At 73.4% G+C, this 15,755-nt stretch carries 12 protein-coding genes; 3 read left to right on the plus strand and 9 right to left on the minus strand.

The features are described 5' to 3' along the window. Positions 1-8: 8 nt before the first annotated feature. From alaS to Vau01_RS28335, 5 genes are all read right to left on the minus strand, one after another. On the minus strand, positions 9-2,690 hold the full coding sequence (gene alaS / locus Vau01_RS28315) for an alanine--tRNA ligase (protein ID WP_203998532.1): 2,682 nt from the start codon (positions 2,688-2,690) through the stop codon (positions 9-11). Next, positions 2,687-2,956, minus strand: coding sequence for a hypothetical protein (locus tag Vau01_RS28320; RefSeq protein ID WP_203998535.1), 270 nt, complete (start codon positions 2,954-2,956; stop codon positions 2,687-2,689). Before Vau01_RS28320 ends, alaS begins: the two co-directional genes overlap by 4 nt. Before the next feature lie 11 nt (positions 2,957-2,967). Beyond that, positions 2,968-3,423 (minus strand): DUF948 domain-containing protein, encoded by a 456-nt coding sequence (locus Vau01_RS28325; protein ID WP_203998538.1) that lies wholly within the window; start codon positions 3,421-3,423, stop codon positions 2,968-2,970. A gap of 116 nt (positions 3,424-3,539) precedes the next feature. Continuing rightward, positions 3,540-4,595, minus strand: a complete 1,056-nt coding sequence (locus Vau01_RS28330) for a hypothetical protein (protein ID WP_203998541.1) — start codon at positions 4,593-4,595, stop codon at positions 3,540-3,542. A 2,186-nt stretch (positions 4,596-6,781) separates the two neighbouring features. Beyond that, a complete protein-coding gene (locus Vau01_RS28335; RefSeq protein ID WP_203998544.1) occupies positions 6,782-8,182 on the minus strand; it encodes a replication-associated recombination protein A in 1,401 nt (466 codons plus the stop codon). Positions 8,183-8,239: 57 nt separating this feature from the next. On the opposite strand from Vau01_RS28335, the gene Vau01_RS28340 reads away from it, so the two are divergent. After that, on the plus strand, positions 8,240-8,959 hold the full coding sequence (locus tag Vau01_RS28340) for a GNAT family N-acetyltransferase (protein ID WP_203998547.1): 720 nt from the start codon (positions 8,240-8,242) through the stop codon (positions 8,957-8,959). Here the strand turns inward: Vau01_RS28340 and Vau01_RS28345 are convergent. Next, a complete protein-coding gene (locus Vau01_RS28345; RefSeq protein WP_203998550.1) occupies positions 8,942-9,892 on the minus strand; it encodes an AraC family transcriptional regulator in 951 nt (316 codons plus the stop codon). The genes Vau01_RS28340 and Vau01_RS28345 overlap by 18 nt on opposite strands. 75 nt (positions 9,893-9,967) lie before the next feature. Here Vau01_RS28345 and Vau01_RS28350 point away from each other — a divergent pair, with 75 nt between their 5' ends. Beyond that, positions 9,968-10,783 (plus strand): Rossmann-fold NAD(P)-binding domain-containing protein, encoded by an 816-nt coding sequence (locus Vau01_RS28350; RefSeq protein ID WP_203998553.1) that lies wholly within the window; start codon positions 9,968-9,970, stop codon positions 10,781-10,783. A gap of 86 nt (positions 10,784-10,869) precedes the next feature. Here Vau01_RS28350 and Vau01_RS28355 read toward each other — a convergent pair whose 3' ends face one another. The 3 genes from Vau01_RS28355 to Vau01_RS28365 all read right to left on the minus strand — a co-directional run bounded on the left by Vau01_RS28355 (position 10,870) and on the right by Vau01_RS28365 (position 15,190). Continuing rightward, positions 10,870-11,697, minus strand: coding sequence for a sugar nucleotide-binding protein (locus Vau01_RS28355; RefSeq protein WP_239151915.1), 828 nt, complete (start codon positions 11,695-11,697; stop codon positions 10,870-10,872). A gap of 13 nt (positions 11,698-11,710) precedes the next feature. Continuing rightward, positions 11,711-13,531 carry an aspartate--tRNA ligase gene (aspS, locus tag Vau01_RS28360; protein ID WP_203998555.1) on the minus strand — a complete coding sequence of 607 codons (1,821 nt, stop codon included), beginning with the start codon at positions 13,529-13,531 and terminating at the stop codon, positions 11,711-11,713. A 78-nt stretch (positions 13,532-13,609) separates the two neighbouring features. Then, on the minus strand, positions 13,610-15,190 hold the full coding sequence (locus Vau01_RS28365; RefSeq protein WP_203998557.1) for a substrate-binding domain-containing protein: 1,581 nt from the start codon (positions 15,188-15,190) through the stop codon (positions 13,610-13,612). A 245-nt stretch (positions 15,191-15,435) separates the two neighbouring features. On the opposite strand from Vau01_RS28365, the gene Vau01_RS28370 reads away from it, so the two are divergent. After that, on the plus strand, positions 15,436-15,738 hold the full coding sequence (locus tag Vau01_RS28370) for an urease subunit gamma (RefSeq protein ID WP_203998559.1): 303 nt from the start codon (positions 15,436-15,438) through the stop codon (positions 15,736-15,738). The last annotated feature ends 17 nt before the right edge of the window (positions 15,739-15,755 follow it).

Raw genomic sequence — 15,755 nt, forward strand, 5'->3', positions numbered from 1 at the left:
GCCAATCGTCACGCGCCGGCGACCGCCTTCTCGACGGCGGCCAGGAGGTTCGTCGCCTCGGCCGCCGGAACGCCACCGCCCTGCGCGAGGTCGGGGCTGCCGCCACCGCGTCCGCTCAGCGCGCCCTTGACCAGGTCGGCCGCGGAGACGCCGCGGTCACGCGCCGCCTGGTTGACGGCCACCACGAGCGACGCCTTGCCGCCGGCGCGCGCGGCCACGGCCACCACCGCCGGGCGTCCCGTGATCTTGCCGCGGATCTCCTGGGCCAGCGTGCGGACGTCGTTGCCGCCGGCACCCTCCGGCGCCTCGACCCCGACGTAGGCCACGCCGTTGATGTCGCGCGCCTGCTCGGCCAGTCCGGCGGTGCCCGCCAGCACCAGCTGGGCCTTGAGCTTTTCGAGTTCCTTCTCGGCGTCACGCAGCTGGGTGATCGTGTTCTCGACCCGCTCGCCGACCTGGTCGAGCGGCACCCGGTACAGCTCGGCCAGCCGGCTGACGAGCAGGTGCTCCTTGGCCAGGAAGTCGAACGCGTCGATGCCCACCAGCGCCTCGACCCGGCGCACGCCGGCACCGATCGACGCCTCGTGCAGGACCTTCACCAGGCCCAGCTGGCCGGACCGGCCGGCGTGGGTGCCGCCGCACAGCTCGCGGGCGTACTCGCCGACCTCGACGACCCGCACCTCTTCGCCGTACTTCTCGCCGAACAGGGCCATCGCGCCGATCTTCCGCGCCTCGGCCTGGCTCGTGACGAACCAGCGGACCTCGAGGTCGTCCATCAGGACCTCGTTGACCTGCTGCTCCACGTCGCGCAGCACCGACGGCGACACCGCCTGCGGGGTGTTGAAGTCGAACCGCAGCCGGCCGGGCGCGTTCAGCGAACCGGCCTGCGTGGCCGACTCACCGAGGAAGTTGCGCATCGTCTGGTGCACGAGGTGGGTGGCCGTGTGCGAACGCGAGATCGCTTTGCGCCGCGTCACGTCGATCTCGGCCAGGGCCGGGAGGCCCGGCCGCACCTCGCCCCGCGTCACCACGCCCTTGTGGACGATCAGGCCGGGCAGCGGCTGCTGGACGTCCTTGACCTCCACCACCCCGCCGTCGACGGTGATCGTTCCGGTGTCGGGCTGCTGGCCACCGCCCTCGGCGTAGAACGGGGTGACGTCGAGGACGATCTCGACCCGCTCACCCTCGCCCGCGGCTTGGAGCGTGGCGCCGGTGGGTGCGAGCACCGCCCGCACCGTGGTCTCCCGCGACAGCTCCTGGTAGCCGGTGAACTGGATGGCGCCGCCGGTCTCCAGCGCGGTGCGGTACGCCGACACGTCGGCGTGGCCGGTCTTGCGCGCCTGCGCATCGGCCTTCGCCCGGGCCCGCTGCTCGGACATGAGCGAGCGGAAGCCCTCGGTGTCGACCGTGAGGCCGGCCTCCTGCGCGATCTCCAGGGTGAGGTCGATCGGGAAGCCGAACGTGTCGTGGAGCTGGAACGCCTTGTCGCCGCTCAGCGCGGGCTTTCCGGCCTTCCGGGTCTCCGCGATCGCGGTATCGAGGATCGTCGTGCCCTGCCGGAGGGTGGCGAGGAACGCCTCCTCCTCGGCGTAGGCGTACGACGCGATGCGGTCGTACTCCTCGGCGACCTCGGGGTACGACGGCGACATGCAGTCGCGGGCGACCGGCAGCAGCTCGGGCAGCGCCGGCTCCTGCCACCCGAGGAGGCGGATGGCGCGGATGGCCCGCCGCATGATGCGCCGCAGCACGTAGCCGCGGCCCTCGTTGGCCGGCGTCACGCCGTCCCCGATGATCATCAACGCGGTGCGCACGTGGTCGGCGATCACCCGTAGCCGGACGTCGTCGGGGTGGCTCTCGGTGGCCGCGTGCCCCGACCGCGCGCCGTACTTCCGGCCGGTCATCTCGGCGGCGCGCGCCAGCACCGGGCGGACCTCGTCGATCTCGTACATGTTGTCGACGCCCTGCAGCAGCGCCGCGACCCGCTCCAGGCCCATGCCGGTGTCGATGTTCTTCGCCGGCAGGTCACCCAGGATCGGGTAGTCCTCCTTGCCGGTGCCCGCGCCACGCTCGTTCTGCATGAACACGAGGTTCCAGAACTCCATGTAGCGGTCCTCGTCGACCTCCGGCCCGCCCTCGGGACCGTAGGCGGGGCCGCGGTCGAGGTACAACTCGGAGCACGGACCGCACGGGCCGGGGATGCCCATCGACCAGAAGTTGTCGGCCTTGCCGCGGCGCACGATGCGCTCCCTCGGCAGGCCGATCACCCGGTGCCAGATGTCGATGGCCTCGTCGTCGTCGAGGTAGACGGTGGCCCAGATGCGGTCGCCGTCGAGGCCGTAGCCGCCCTGCTCGACCGGCTTCGTGGAAAGATCCCAGGCGAGCTGGATCGCGCCTTCCTTGAAGTAGTCGCCGAACGAGAAGTTGCCGTTCATCTGGAAGAACGTGCCGTGGCGACTGGTCTTGCCGACCTCGTCGATGTCGGGCGTGCGCAGGCACTTCTGCACGCTCACCGCCCGCTTGAACGGCGGCGTGCGCTGGCCGAGGAAGTACGGGACGAACTGCACCATGCCGGCGTTGATGAACAGCAGGTTCGGATCGTCGATGGCGGGCAGCGGCGCGCTGGGTACGACCGTGTGGCCGTTCGCCTCGAAGTGTGCGAGGAAACGCCGCCGGATGTCCGCTGTCTTCATCGGTAGTCGGTGCCCTTCTCCGGATGCAGGTCCTCGTCCAGGAGCATGCTCTCGTCGAAAGCCGAGCGGATCTCTTCCTCGCGCTCGACCATCGCGTCCCGGACGTCATCCACAAAGGTACGGACCGACTCGAGCATGCCCACAGCGCCCTGCTGCACCGAGCCGGCGACCCCCTGCGGGGTGAAGGCCTGCGCCTTCTTCGCGACCGCGCGGAACACCAGCGCACCGACGGCGAGTCCGATCCCGAGCCAGAGGAGGCGACGCATTGTTTGCTCCTTTAGGAAGAACGGCGAACCTTGCGCTGGCGGCGGAGTTCGCTGCGGACGGCCTTGTCCTCGTCGGCCTGGCGGCGGTTCGCCGCGGCCTTGCGGACGCCGTACCCGAACGCGGCGACCTTCACCAGCGGGTTCGCCGCGGCCGCACTGACCACAGTGGACAGATTGGCGACGTTCGTGCTGATGTGCTGGACGTTGTTGGTGATCGCGTCGAGGCGGGCAAGCTGAAGGTTCACGCCGTCGAGGCTCGTGTGTACCTGCACCAGCGCCGTGTTGACGTTGCCGATCGTGCCATTCACCTGCGTGAGGAGCGGACCGGTCTGGTCGGCGACGTCGCTCATCGCGCGGGTGGCGGCGTCGACGGTGTGCCGGAGCTTCAGGATCGGCAGGGCGAGCGCCACCACGAGTACGGCGAACGCGATTGCGGCGACGAGCCCCGCGACCTCCAGAGGTGACACGGACCTCCCCTTTCCTCATGTTTCCCCGTGGTCAACGTGGAGACCCTACCGTCCGTAGTGGGCGTTCGCCTTCCGGGCCGGTCGTGTCGTTCGTGCTCAGACGTGCTCAGGCTTTCTCACGTTTCGAACGAGACCTTGTTGATGACCTTCAGGGTGACCACGGTCGGCGGGCACACGGCCTCCGCCAACGGTGTGGCCGGTTGGCTCGGGTCGGGCACCTTGAGCTGCACCTCGCACTCGGGCTGGTACACCCACAGGTCGAGCACGTACTCGTCCCGCTGCCAGCACGTCTCGAAACCGCCCTGATCGGTGGACGGGCAACCCTCGATCTTCCACTCCGCCCACCCGGCCTTGCGCAACGCCGTCACATAGACCGCGCTCGTCTCCTCCGGATTCCGTTCGGACCGCAGGATGCGCTGCCGCAGCTGGCACTCGCCGATGCACCACCGGCTGCCGGTCGTCTCGTCCTTCGCGTCGCGGGCCGCCCATCCCGGCACGGCGAGCCCGCTGAGGTGGCCGAACATCGGGTCGCTGCCCGCTTCGCGGGTCGCGTAGAAGGTGAGCGGCGCTCCGAGCACGACGAGCACCAGCACAATGATCATGGCGACGCGGGTGCGGCTCACCTCGTTGAACTCGCGCCGCAGAGACGCCCGTCGATTGGTGCGGATCGCCCGCGTCCCCCCGAACAGCGGATCGACGGTGATGTCACCGATCTCGCCGACCGGCTCCGCGTCCGGATCGCGGTCGAGGCCGTCCAGGCGGAAGCCGCTGACGTCCGGTCCCAGGCCCAGGCCTCCGCCGCCCGGGCCGCCCGGGTCCGCGGGTGCACGGACCTGAGTGGACGCCGCAGCCCGCGGCAGTTCCTCGTCGAGGCCCGGTTCCCTGCCCCGCACGGCCGATTCGGGCATGTCCGGCGCATCCGCCGGGTCCTCGACCACGTCCGGTCGGGGCGGCGCGGCGGGCCCCGCGATCGAACCCAGCGCCTCCGCCAACCCCGCCGACGGCGGCCCGGCGATCGAACCCAACGCCTCCGCGAGCCCGTCCTCCGGCGCGGCCGCCTCCGGGCCGACCTCGGTCTCGGCGCCCTGGTGCCGGGCCCGCTCCGCCCCGACCCCACCGTCACCCGCTGGCGACGGCCGAGGCGCCGGCGGACGTGCGGGTGCGGCGGGCATTCGCGCGACCCCGGGTTGGGTTCCACCCGGATGCGGTGCCGGGCCCGAGCCCGGATGCGGCGCCGGGCCCGGATGCGGCGCCGAGCCCGGATGCGGCGCCGAACCCCGTCCCGGACGCATCGGCGCCCCGGAGCGCGGAGCCTCACCAGGGCGCGAACCCGCCGGCGGCTCACCATGAACCGGCGGCGCCACCCGACCGGGATGCGGCGGTGCGACGGCGTGTGCCGCTTGGACCGGCGCACCGGGGTTCGGCCGGACCGGTCCGCTTCGCCCGGTCGGCATCCCGCCGGGGGCCGGTATGCCGGGGGCTGGTACGCCGGGCTGCATTCCACCGGGCGTTCCACCCGGCGGCCCACCGGGCATTCCACCCGGCCTTCCACCAGGCGTTCCACCGGGCGGCGCGGCGCCGGGAGGCATCGCGCCCGGCGGCACCGGACCCGTGGGCCTCACACCCGGGGGAACCGCACCTGGGGGCCTCACGCCCGGGGGAACCGCACCGGGAATGCGGCCGCTCGGCACCTGACCAGGCACGGGCTGCGCGGGCGCCCCACCGGACACCCGACCCGACGGCGGCTGTCCCGGCAGCGGCTGTCCCGGCAGCGGCTGTCCCAGCGGCGGCTGTCCCAGCGGCGGCTGTCCCGGCGGAACGGCACCGGGCACCCGGCCAACAGGAGCCTGCCCGGGCGGCACAGCACCCGGCACCCGACCAGCCGACGCCTGCCCGGGTGGGACAGCACCCGGCACCCGGCCAACGGGAGCCTGCCCGGGCGGCACAGCGCCGGGCACGCGGCCGGATGGGACCGGGCCGCCACCCATGGGGCCGGGCGAAACCGGGCCCGACGGGGCCGGGACTCGACCCGCTCGTCCCTGGGGATGCCCGGCCGGTCCCTGCCCATGTCCTGCCGGTGCCTGGGGATGACCGGCCGCTGCCTGGGGATGTCCCGCAGGTGCCTGGCCATGTCCCGTGGGTACCTGGCCATGTCCCGCGGGTGCCTGGGCGCGGCCCGCCTGTGCGGGGGGCGTGGCCCGGCCCGTCGAGGCCGGGGGTCGTAGGCCTCTGGTGCCGCTGCGCCGGCCGGCACGGGACTCGTCGTTGACCACCGGGATGTGTTCGGTGGCCTGGTCGTCGGGGACCCGGCGGTTCTCGCCCGTGTCGTTGGGGTGCTGCCGGGGAACGGGCCGGCCGTACGGCGGCTGCCCCGGCTCGGGACCGTGTCGCTCCGGGCCGGCGGGCGGACGAGCGGACGTGCGGTCGCCCGGGATCGGGTACCCGCCGGTCCGGTCGCGGGGGACGGCGCGGTATTCGCCGGTCCGGTCGCGCGGGGGTGCGGCGTACTCGCCGGTGCGGTCGCGCGGAGGACCGGCGAACTCGCCCGTCCGGTCGCGCGGAGGACCCGCGAACTCGCCGGTGCGGTCGCGCGGAGGAACCGGGAACTCGCCCGTCCGGTCGCGCGGAGGACCGGCGGGCCGTTCGCGGGGAGGGGGTGTGAACTCGCCGGTGCGGTCGCGGGGAGGGGTGGCGGGGCGCTCGCGGGGAGGGGGTGCGGCGGGTCGGTCGTGGGGGACGGCCGGGTATTCGCCGGACTGGTGACGGCCTGTGCGTTCGCGGGGGACGGCGGGGTACTCGCCGGATTGGTGGCGGCCAGGCTGGGCCTGGCTCGGCGGCACGGTGTTCGGCGGCGCTACGGCCCGCGGCGCGACGTTCGGTGGCGCTGCGGCCCGCGGCGCGACGTTCGGTGGCGCTGCGGCCCGCGGCACGGCGTTCGGTGGCACAGCGTTCGGCGGCGCCACGTTCGGCGGCACAGCGGTTGGTGGCACAACATTCGGCGGCACGGCGGTTGGTGGCACAGCCGGGTATTCGCCGGATTGGTGGCGGCCGCCCGGCCGGTCTGCGGGGACTGTCGGGTACTCGCCGGATCGGTGTCTCGGGACCGGGGGGACCTCGCCGGTGCGCTCTTCGGCGCGGCGTCGGCCGCCCGCCGGGCGCTCCGGCGGACCTCCGTGGCGGCCGCCCGGACCGCCGGGCCCAACCGGGGCACCGTGGGAAGCCGGGGCACCATGAGAAGCCGGGGCACCGGGGGAAGCCGGAGCGCCGGGGGGAGCCGGGGCGTCGTCGGGGCGGTCTTCGGCTCGGCGGCGGCCGCCTCGGGTCGGGGGTTCGTCGTCCCAGGCGACGTCCCGCGGGGTCACGCCGTCTCCTCTCGACCGTTGGGGGAGGCGGCCCGAACACCCGGACCACCACCGCCACGCACGATACGCCGCAACTTGGGCAGTCGGTCAGCCACCGAACGCTCGGCCCCGTGGTCGCTGGGCCGGTAGTACTCGGTGTCGGTCAGGCCGTCGGGAGCGTACTGCTGGGTGACAACACCGCGGGGGTCGTCGTGCGGGTAGCGGTAGCCGGCGCCGTGTCCCAGGCCTTTTGCCCCGTAATAGTGTGAGTCGCGAAGGTGGCTCGGGACCGAGCCTCCGCGCCCGGCCCGGACGTCGTCGAGGGCCTTGCCGATCGCGGCGGTCACGCGGTTGGACTTCGGCGCGGTGGCCAGGTGGACCACGGCGTGGGCCAGGTTCAGCTGGGCCTCGGGCAGCCCCACGTACTCCACGGCGTGCGCGGCGGCGTTCGCCACCAACAGTGCCATCGGGTCGGCCATCCCGACGTCCTCCGACGCGAAGATGATCATGCGGCGGGCGACGAACCGGGCGTCCTCCCCCGCGGCGAGCATCCGGGCCAGGTAGTGCAGGGCGGCGTCCGGGTCCGAGCCTCGCATGCTCTTGATGAACGCGCTGACCACGTCGTAGTGGGCGTCACCGTCGCGGTCGTAGCGCAGCGCGGCCACGTCGACGGCCTGCTCGGCCGTCGACAGGTCTATCTCCTGACGACCGGCCGCGATTGCCGACGCGGCGGCGGCCTCGAGCGCGGTGAGGGCCTTGCGCACGTCGCCGCCGGCGAGCCGGACCAGGTGATCTTCGGCCTCGGTGGCCAATGAAACAACACCCGCGAGGCCGCGCTCGTCGGCCAACGCGCGGCGCACCAGTCCGCGCACGGCGGCCTCGTCGAGGGGACGCAGGGTGAGCAGCACGCAGCGCGACAACAGCGGCGAGATGACCGAGAAGTACGGATTCTCCGTGGTGGCCGCCAGCAGCGTGATGGTCCGGTCCTCGACGGCCGCGAGCAGGGAGTCCTGCTGGGTCTTGCTGAACCGGTGCACCTCGTCGATGAACAGCACGGTCGGGTCGCCGCCGGAGCGGCGCCGGCGGCGCGCGGTGTCGATGACCGCCCGGACGTCCTTGACGCCCGCGTTCAGCGCCGACATCGCGACGAACGTGCGGCCGCCGGCCTGCGCCACCAGGTGCGCGATCGTGGTCTTGCCCGAGCCGGGCGGGCCCCACAGGATCACCGACATCGGGCTGGTGCCGGTGACCAGTTGACGCAGCGGGGCGCCCGGGGCGAGCAGATGACCCTGCCCGACGAGCTCGTCGATGGAGACGGGACGCATCCGCACCGCCAGCGGCGAGTCGTCAGCGGGTGCCGAAAAACCGTCAGCGGGGGCGGCGGCAGCACCGGGAAGGTCGAAAAGGCCGTCATCCACGTCGCCGACCCTAGCCGCTCCCCATCCGGAATCGCCGTTGTGGTGGACTCCTACGCCGTGGAATACAAGGTCATCGGCGGGCGGGACGCCCTACTGGCAGCGACCGGCGGCCACCCGTACGTGATGCTCACCACCACCGGCGACGTCACCGGCTACCGGGCCGACGGCCTGCTCGGCTGGATCGCGCGCGAACCGGACCGGACGCAGGTCTTCGCGCTGGGCGAGGCGGTCGCGGCGGTCGCGTTCGTGCGGCGGATGCGAGGGGACGCGCGCTGGGTGCACCTGCCGCACCTGACGAAGGCCCAGGTCGCCCCGTTCGACTCCGACGTGCACGACGACTGGGAGCACCTGATCACCCGCACTGCCCCGCCGCCCGACCCGGCCGGCGTCACGGTCGTGCCCCTGGACCCGGACGCCGATCCGGAGATCGACGCGCTGCTCGACGAGGCGTTCCCGGACAGCACCAGCCGGCCCGGCGACAGCCGGATCCGCCGCTGGTACGGCGTCCGCGACGGGACGGACCTGGTGGCGGTCGCCGCGGACCGGTCGCGCGGCGGGATCGGGTACATCGCCGGGGTGGCCGTGCGTCCGGACCACCGGCGGCGGTCGCTCGGCGCGGCGCTCACGACCACGCTCACCCGCCGGCTGTGCGCCGAGTTCGGCGGCTGCTCGCTGAGCGTCATGTCGGACGCGGACGGGCCGCGTCGCCTCTACGAACGGCTCGGCTACGGCGAACCCCTGGAGCGGACGAGCCTGCGGCTACGCGAACACCGGTAGCTCGACGCCCTCGCGGTGCTGCTGCGGGCTGACGCCCAACTCGCGCTTGAACGCCGCGCTCAGCGCGAACGCGGAACCGTAGCCGACCTTGCGGGCCACCGAGCCGAGCGTCGCCTCGGGCTCGCGGAGCAGGTCGGCCGCCATCGCGAGGCGCCAGCCGGTGAGGAACTTCATCGGCGGCTCGCCGACGAGGTCGGTGAAGCGCCGGGCGAGCGCCGCCCGCGAGACGCCGGACCCCGCGGCCAGCGAGGCGACGGTCCACGGGTGGGCCGGGTTGTTGTGGATCATGCGCAGCGCGGGACCAACGACCGGGTCGGTGTGCGCCCGGTACCAGCCGGGCGACCCGGCGTCGGGACGCGCCAGCCAGGCCCGGAGCACCGCGATGAGCAGCAGGTCGAGCAGCCGGTCGAGCACCGCCTCCTGGCCCGGCTCGTCCTTGACCAGTTCGGCGTTGAGCAGCGGAACCAGCGGGGTGTCGAGAGCGCCGGCCGGCATCGTGAGCCGCTTCGGGAGGACGTTGAGCAGGCGCCGGCTGACCTCGCCGTCCATCTGGTAGGTGCCGACCAGCATCAGCGTCGCGCCGTCCGGGTTGGTGCCCCAGCTGCGCACGCCGAGAGTCATCTCGTCGGTGAGGCTGCGGCCGTCGGGCGTGGTGCAGCGCTCGCCGGGGTGGATGACGACCTGCGGCCGGGTGTCCGGGGCGTCGGCCACCGTGTACGGGTCGCGGCCGCAGACGACCATGATCTCGCCGGGTCGCAGGTGCTCGGCCGGGGCGTCGTCGGGCCGCACCCAGGCGTCGCCGCGCACCATCGCGACCACGCAGAGCGGCGCCTCGTCCTGGATCCGCACCGACCACGGCGGGTCGAGCAGCGCCCGGATCAGGAACGCGTTGCGGGCGCGCGGCCCGTCGAGCAGTGAGGCGAGGGCGTCCATGGGTGTAGACGATCGCGCATGGGCGCGCGGTTCTCAACCATGTTCGGGGTGCCGCTTTCATACGACGCTCGATGCATGACCGAACTGACACTGGTTCTCGGCGGCACCGGCAAGACCGGACGCCGCGTCGCGCAGCACCTCGCCGACCGCGACCGGGCGGTCCGCATCGGGTCCCGGGCCGGCCGGCCCCCGTTCGACTGGGACGACCTGACCACGTGGGAGCCCGCCGTGCAGGGCGTCACCGCGATGTACGTCACCTACCAGCCCGACCTGGCGTTCCCCGGCGCCGCCGAGCAGATCGGCGCCTTCACCAAGCTCGCGGTGGCCGCCGGTACCCGGCGCATCGTGCTGCTCTCCGGCCGCGGCGAGGAGGAGTGCTGGCCGGCCGAGGACGCCGTGCGCGGCAGCGGCGTCGAGTGGACGATCCTGCGGGCCAGCTGGTTCGCGCAGAACTTCTCCGAGTCGTTCCTGCTGCCGTCGGTGCTGGCGGGCGTCGTGGCGCTCCCGAGCCCGGACGTGCCCGAGCCGTTCATCGACGTGGCCGACATCGCCGCGGTAGCGGCCGCCGCCCTGACCTCTGAAGATCATATTGGACGCGTGTACGAGCTGACCGGTCCCCGCCTGGTCACGTTCGCCGAGGCGACGGCCGAGATCGCCGCGGCGACCGGTCGCCCGGTCCGCTACCAGCCCGTGTCGGTCGACGAGTACGCCGGCGCGGCCGCCGAGTTCGTCGGCCCGGAGGCCGCTCCAGCGGTGGCGGCCCTGTTCGCCAAGGTCCTCGACGGCCGCAACGCCAGCGTCTCCCCCGAGGTCGAACGCATCCTCGCCCGCCCCGCGCGGGACTTCCGCGCCGTGGTCGCGGAGGCCGCAAAGTCCGGCGCGTGGCGGTAACGCCCCAAGATCGCGGTCGATCTTGCAGTTGTGGTGGTACCCAAAACGGGGCAAGCCAGGGCGAACCTGGCACCACAACTGCAAGATCAACGCGGGAGGGTGAGGTGCGGTTCCAGATCGGGGAAGTGGGACAGGAGGTAGCCGGAGTCGAGGTGGATTTTGGCGGGGCGGGTCAGCGCGCTGTCGGAGAGTTTTCCCGCGGGGACGCGGGACGGGTCCAGGCCGTTTCGGAGGGCGGTTCGGATGCCCAGTTCGTGGCGGCTCATGGGGGTCAGGCCGGCGACGTTGACGACGCCGGTCAGGTCGGACCCGGCGAGCGCCAGCAGGGCGGCCGCCAGGCCGCCGACGGGTACGGGGCAGCGGATCTCGTCGACGAACAGGGCGCCGGGAGCCTCCCCACGGGTCATGGCCAGGGCGGTCTGCTCGTGGCGGGACAGGGGCGCGACGCCGTCGGAGACGATCAGCGAGGTGCGGGCGAGCACGGCGTCCGGGCACACCGCCGACACGGCGGCCTCGGCCGCCGCCTTCGCGGCCCCGTACGGGAAGACCGGGGACGGGTCGTCGGCCTCGGTGTAGGGCTCGGGCCGTCCGGCGTGCACCGCGTCGGAGCTGACGTGGACCAGGCGGGCGCCCACGACCGCGGCGGCCGCGGCGACGTGGGCGGCGCCGCGGACGTTCACCGGCCAGCTGGCCTGGGCCGGTCCGCCGGCGTTGCCCAGCGCGGCGGCGACGTTGATCACGGCGGCGGGGCGTACCGAGGCGAACCGGGACACGACCGCGGCGCGGTCGGTGATGTCCAGGCCGGTCCGCCGCGACGCGCCCACCACGGCCCAGCGGCTGTAGACGGAGTTACGCCGGAGAGCGTCTCCCGCGTATCCCGAAAGCCCGACGACCAGCAGGACCTCGCGCGACAACAGCGACCACCGATTACGCCGGCGCGACCGGAGCCGCGACGCCCGCGGTGCCGGTGGCCGCGCCCGACGCGGAGCCCGACGCCGGGCCCGACGGCTTCGGTTTGGCGTCGACGCCGGCCTCCAGGCGCTGCTGCGCGGTGATCGGCGTGGGGGCGCCGGTGAGCGGGTCGAAGCCGCCGCGGGTCTTCGGGAACGCGATCACCTCGCGGATCGACTCGGCGCCCGCCAGCAGCATCGTGACGCGGTCCCAGCCGAACGCGATGCCGCCGTGCGGGGGCGGGCCGAACTTGAACGCCTCCAGCAGGAAGCCGAACTTCTCCTCGGCCTCGTCGGGGGTGATGCCGAGCAGGTCGAACACCCGCCGCTGCACGTCGCCGCGGTGGATACGGATCGAGCCGCCGCCGATCTCGTTGCCGTTGCAGACGATGTCGTAGGCGTAGGCGAGGGCGTCGCCGGGCTTCTGGTCGAACGTCGCCATCCACTCGTCGGTGGGCGAGGTGAAGGGGTGGTGGACGGCCGTCCAGCCGTCGTCGGTCGGCTCGAACATCGGCGCGTCGACGACCCAGCAGAACGCCCAGGCGTCCCGGTCGACCAGGTTGGCCCGGTTGGCGATCTCGACGCGGGCGGCACCGAGCAGTTCCTGCGCCTCGCGGCGGTTGGTCGACGCGGCGAAGAACACGGCGTCGCCGGGCTTGGCGCCGACGGCGTCGGCGAGGCCGCCGAGGTGGGCTTCGCTGAGGTTCTTGGCGACGGGGCCGCGGGGCTCGCCGGTCTCCGCGTCGAGCACGACGTACGCGAGGCCCCTGGCGCCGCGGGCCTTGGCCCAGTCCTGCCAGCCGTCGAGTTCGCGCCTCGTTTGCGAGGCGCCGCCCGGCATCACCACGGCGCCGACGTAGCCGCCGGCGTCGATCGCCGCCGCGAAGACGCGGAAGGCGGTGCTGCTGAGATATTCGGACAGATCGGTCAGCTCGACGCCGTAGCGCAGGTCGGGCTTGTCGGAGCCGTAGCGGGACATCGCGTCGTGCCAGGTCAGGCGCGGGATCGGGGTGGTGATCTCGTGGCCGGCGAGCTCCTTCCAGAGCGCCTGGACCAGCGTCTCGCCGAGCTCGATCACGTCGTCCTGGGTGACGAACGACATCTCGATGTCGAGCTGGGTGAACTCGGGCTGGCGGTCGGCGCGGAAGTCCTCGTCGCGGTAGCAGCGGGCGATCTGGTAGTACCGCTCCATCCCGGCGACCATCAGCAGCTGCTTGAACAGCTGCGGCGACTGCGGGAGCGCGTACCAGGTGCCCGGCTGCAGCCGCACCGGCACGAGGAAGTCGCGGGCGCCCTCGGGGGTGGAGCGGGTGAGCGTCGGGGTCTCGATCTCGAGGAAGTTGCGGGCGTGCAGCACCTCGCGGGCGATCTGGTTCGCTCGCGAGCGCAGGCGGATGGCGCCGGCCGGGCCGCCGCGGCGCAGGTCGAGGTAGCGGTAGCGCAGGCGGATGTCGTCGCCGGCGTCGACGTTGTCGTCGACGGGGATCGGGAGTGGGGCGGCCTCCGAGAGGACCGTGAGTTCTGCCGCGACGACCTCGATCTCGCCGGTGGGCAGTTCGGGGTTCTCGTTTCCGGCGGGGCGGGCCGTCACCTCGCCGACGACCTTGATGCAGAACTCGTTCCGCAGCGAGTGGGCGTCGTCTTCACGGAAGACCACCTGGACGATCCCGGACGCGTCGCGCAGATCCACGAAGATGACGCCGCCGTGGTCCCGGCGGCGGGCCACCCAGCCGGCGAGCGTGACGGTGGTGCCGGCGTGCGACGCGCGCAGCGTACCGGCGTCGTGGCTACGGATCACGGTGGAACTCCCTGTCGGCGTTGATCGGACCGTCGGTCATTCTCTCAGGCGCTTCGGGCGTGCCGCTCGCGGCACGCCTCACGACTCGTGTTCGTGCAGGCCCCCGGCCGCCACGTGGATGAACACCGCGCCCACCTCGTCGACGGTCTCGGGCGTCTCCACGTACCCGTCCACCGCTTTGACCACCGTCTCCAGCGCCGCCCGGTCCTTCTCCCGCCCGTACGAGACGATGCTGAGCTGCACCGGGCGCTTCGGGTCCCGCGCCGCCGCCAGCGCCGTCGCCAGCTGGGGTGCGTCGACGGGGGTCTCGTCCCGCCCGTCGGTGAACACGAAGACCTGGTTCGGCATGCCGTCGACGTAGGAGTCCCGCGCGGTCGTGTACGCGGCCAGGATCGTGTCGTACAGGCCGGTGCCGGTGTCGCGGGCGGCGAGGCCGTCGACCGCCGCCGTCCACGCGGCCCGGTGGTCCGGGGTCAGCGGGGCCGGTTGCAGCACCACCCGGTGTGCGGCGCCGAACTCCCACAGGCCCACCCGGGCGTCGTCGGGCAGCAGCGTGCCCAGCGACCGGCCGCCCTGCCGGACCAGGTCGATCACCGGTGTGTTGGTGCCCGGGGCCGGTGACGCCATCGAGCCGGAGGTGTCGACGACCATGAGCAGGCTGGTGCGCCGGTCGGCCGGGTACCAGGTGGCGAACACGTGGTCGACGTGGTGCGCGCCGAGCACGTCGAACGGCTTGGCGGCGAGGCCGGGCAGCGGGCTCACCGGCGCGCCGGCCACCGGCAGCGTGTCGGCCCGGCGCAGCTTCGCCGCCGCCAGCGCCTCGTCGGCGCGGGTGCCGCGGAGCGCGTCGAGCAGGCGGGTGACCGCCGCCTGGTTGTCCATGGCCGCATTCGTCGGCAGGAACGCGTACCGCAGCACCGCGCTGCGGTCGGCGCCGGTCAGGTACGTCATGCCGGCCGGCAGGCCCGCCTCGCCGAGGAGCGCGTACTCGGCCACCAGGCCGACCTCGCCGGATTGGGTGGGCAGCGCCGGCTTGTCCCCGGCGACCGTCCGGGTGTGCGGCAGCGCGCGGCTGAGCGCGAGCGACGACGCGTCCATCCCCTGCGCCACCCAGACGCCCTCGCCGATCGCACCGGCGGCGACCAGGCCCTCGCCGGACCCGGCCGGGTCGCGGACCGCGAGCTTCACCCCGGCCGGGTCGCCGACGAGCCCGGCGAGCCCCAGCCAGGAGCCGCCGGCCGTGCGCACGCGGCCGGCGGTGTCGGCGTCGGTGACCATGAAGATCGGGCTGGTGGCGATCACCGTGCCCGATCCGAGGGTGCCCTTCGGCGCCAGTTGGAGGCGTCCGGCGGCGGCGGTCCAGGAGGCGTCGTCGGGGATCCAGACGTCCGCCCCCAGCTGGGCGGCGCGGCTGGGCGCGGCCCGGCCGTCGACCACGTCGAGGGTGACGTCGAGGCAGTCGTCGCCGGCTTGCAGCGCGGGCTTCAGGTACTCGATCACGGGAGCGAACGACGCCGCGGCGACCACGCGCACGTCCGTCGCGCACCCGCCGTCGGCGGTTCCGGTCGGCGTGCCGCGCCGGGCGTAGACGGTGGCGGCGACCGCCAGCGCGGTGATCAGGACGATCGCGCCGAGGGTGCCGAGGACCGACGCGCTCATGAGGCGCTTCGGCCGGTGCCTCCCCATCGTTGGTCCCATCGATACGCGGCGGCTGTTGAAGAGGCCACCCTAACGAGTGCCCCGAGGGCAATCGATCGGTCGAATACCCGCCCGGAATGGGCCGTCCGGCCACACCTCCGTGCCCGCGACTCTGCCGGCCGTTCTCGCCGATTCGGCCACGGCCGGACGTAACGCGTCGGAAACTTCATCCTGCGACGATCCAAGCCCCGCGAGGAGGTGCCCGGATGTTCCTCACCCGCCACGAGCAGGAGCGGTTGATGATCCACGTCGCCGCGGAGCTCGCCTGGAAACGGCGCGGTCGGGGCCTGCGGCTGAACTATCCCGAGGCGGTCGCGGTGATCACCGCGTTCCTGCTCGAAGGCGCCCGCGACGGCCGCACCGTCGCCGACCTGATGTCCGCCGGTCGCACCGTCCTCACCCGTGACGACGTGCAGGACGGCATTCCCGAGATGCTCGCGGAGGTGCAGGTGGAGGCCACGTTCCCGGACGGCACCAAGCTCGTCACTGTGCACGGGCCGATCCCGTGACCGAGCACTTGTGCGAG

The organism is Virgisporangium aurantiacum (genome assembly GCF_016863635.1).
GTDB lineage: Bacteria > Actinomycetota > Actinomycetes > Mycobacteriales > Micromonosporaceae > Virgisporangium > Virgisporangium aurantiacum.

Bases quoted from the DNA above. Each gene is read 5' to 3' on its own strand.
- alaS (WP_203998532.1), bottom strand. From the start codon at position 2,690: ATGAAGACAGCGGACATCCGGCGGCGTTTCCTCGCACACTTCGAGGCG.
- Vau01_RS28350 (WP_203998553.1), top strand. From the start codon at position 9,968: ATGACCGAACTGACACTGGTTCTCGGCGGCACCGGCAAGACCGGACGC.
- Vau01_RS28320 (WP_203998535.1), bottom strand. From the start codon at position 2,956: ATGCGTCGCCTCCTCTGGCTCGGGATCGGACTCGCCGTCGGTGCGCTG.
- Vau01_RS28365 (WP_203998557.1), bottom strand. From the start codon at position 15,190: ATGAGCGCGTCGGTCCTCGGCACCCTCGGCGCGATCGTCCTGATCACC.
- Vau01_RS28330 (WP_203998541.1), bottom strand. From the start codon at position 4,595: ATGCCCGCCGCACCCGCACGTCCGCCGGCGCCTCGGCCGTCGCCAGCG.
- Vau01_RS28345 (WP_203998550.1), bottom strand. From the start codon at position 9,892: ATGGACGCCCTCGCCTCACTGCTCGACGGGCCGCGCGCCCGCAACGCG.
- Vau01_RS28370 (WP_203998559.1), top strand. From the start codon at position 15,436: ATGTTCCTCACCCGCCACGAGCAGGAGCGGTTGATGATCCACGTCGCC.